The sequence below is a fragment of the Quadrisphaera sp. DVD1 genome (genome assembly GCF_058932755.1).
Genome location: NZ_JBZYWI010000256.1, coordinates 1 through 1,837, shown reverse-complemented (window position 1 = coordinate 1,837; position 1,837 = coordinate 1). Strand labels below are relative to the sequence as shown.

Annotated in this window: 2 protein-coding genes; both read right to left on the bottom strand. The window is 79.6% G+C overall.

What is annotated here, in order from left to right; translation table 11 throughout:
- Nucleotides 1-1,059, bottom strand: a 1,059-nt coding sequence (locus AC5FZL_RS16630) for a protein kinase family protein (RefSeq protein WP_493619985.1), incomplete at its 3' end; no start/stop codon positions are given.
- A 79-nt stretch (nucleotides 1,060-1,138) separates the two neighbouring features.
- Nucleotides 1,139-1,837, bottom strand: a 699-nt coding sequence (locus tag AC5FZL_RS16625; protein WP_493619984.1) for a C40 family peptidase, incomplete at its 5' end; no start/stop codon positions are given.

The following is a 1,837-nucleotide window of genomic DNA, read 5'->3' as shown; positions in this document are numbered from 1 at the left end:
GAGCACGCCGCGCAGGTCCGGCAGGTTCACCGCCGCCAGCGCGAGCAGGGCCACCACGCCCACGCCCACGACGGCGAGCACGATCCGTCCGGTGCGGCGCGGGACCGGCTCGCCCGCCACCTCGTCGGCGTCCTCCTCGACGCCGGCCAGGCCGACCAGCGCGGACAGGCCGTCCTCCTCCGCCCGCTGCGCGCGGCGGGACGTCGGGGCCGGGCGGGGATCCGCGGGCAGCTGCACGACGGGACCGGTCGCCGGCCCCCAGGGGGCGAGCTCCTCGACGAGCTCGCCGGGGCTGAACGGCCCGTCGCGGTGCGGCCCGAGGGTCACCGCGGCGAGCGTGTCGAGGTCGTTCGGGACGCCGTCGACGAGGTCCCCGGGCGGCACCGGCGCGCGCCCCGCCACCGGCGCGGCGGCGAGGGCGGAGAACCGCCCGTGCGGCCACAGGCCGGTCAGGGCCGCGTAGAGGAGGCTGACCAGCCCGACGGCGTCCTCGCGGTCGGCGTCCGCCGCGCTCACCGGGGCGAGCCCCGCGGCGGCCGCGGCCACCTCGAGGCCGAGCACGCTCACCGCGCCCTCGGCGCTGACCACCACCGAGGAAGGGTCGAGGCGGCGGTGGTGGACGCCGGCCACGCTCGCCCTGGCCAGGGCCGCGGCGGCCTCGCCCACGACGGCGCGCGCCCGCTCGGGCGGCATCGGCGCCTCGCGCACGAGCTCGGCCAGCGTGCGACCGGGCGGGCGCTCGGTGACCACCCAGCCCAGCACGGAGCCGTCGGCCGCGGTGGTCGTCCCGACGTCGAGGACCCGCGGCAGCCGGACGTCCTCGACCGCAGCGGCCCGCCGTGCGGCGTCGACGGCGTCCAGGGCGGCCGGACCGGTGACCACGCGCACCGCCACGGTGCGCTGGAGGGACTCGTCGTGGGCGTCCCACGTGGAGGAGGAGCCGTCGCGGCTCTGGCGCTGCTGGAGGCGGTAGCGACCGTCGAAGACGAGGCCGACCGAGCCCGTCGTCGCGCGCAGCGGTGCGGTGACCGCGCGGAGGTCCGTGTCGTCGTCCGCCACCGCAGGCCTCCAGCCGCTCGCCCAGCCGCACCGGCACGGGCCGGCGCGGGCGTGCGTCCATGCTAGGCGCCGGGAGGCCTCACCGGGTGCTCGAGGACAGCCCCACCGGACGGACCGCGGCGTAGACGCCGCGGCGCCCGATGGCCGCCTCGCGGACGACGTCGCCCGTGCGCGGGGCGTGGATCATCAGCCCGTCCCCGACGACCAGCCCCACGTGGTGGATGCTGCTCGGGTCCGGCCCGTCGGCGTAGAGGACGAGGTCGCCCGGGGCCAGCTGGTCGAGCGGCACGCGCGGCAGGGCCGCGTACTGCTGGCGCGTGGTGCGGGGCAGGTCCACCCCCGCCTGGCGGTAGGCCCACTGCACCAGGCCGGAGCAGTCGAAGGTGTCCGGACCCGTGGCCCCCCAGACGTAGGGCAGCCCCAGCCGGGTGCGGGCGGCGGCGATCGCGGCCGCCACGCGCGGGTCGTCGGCCGTGGCGCCGGGGTCGGCGCCGAGGTCCTGCACCAGCGAGCGCGCGGCGTCCGCGACGGCCGCCCGCTCGGCCTCCTCGCGCTCGAGGTCGACCAGCCGGGACACCTCGGCGTCCGCAGCGGCCAGCACCGCGGTGCGCTGCGCCAGCGCCGCCGTCGCGGCGGTCGAGGCGGTGGTGGCCGCGGCCTGGAGCTGCTGGCGCTGGCGGCGCAGGTCCTGCACCCGCGCCGAGGCGTCCACCGCGGCGTCCAGCGCCAAGCGCGCCGCGGCCACGCTCCGGGCGTCGGTGCCGACGAGCTGCTCGAC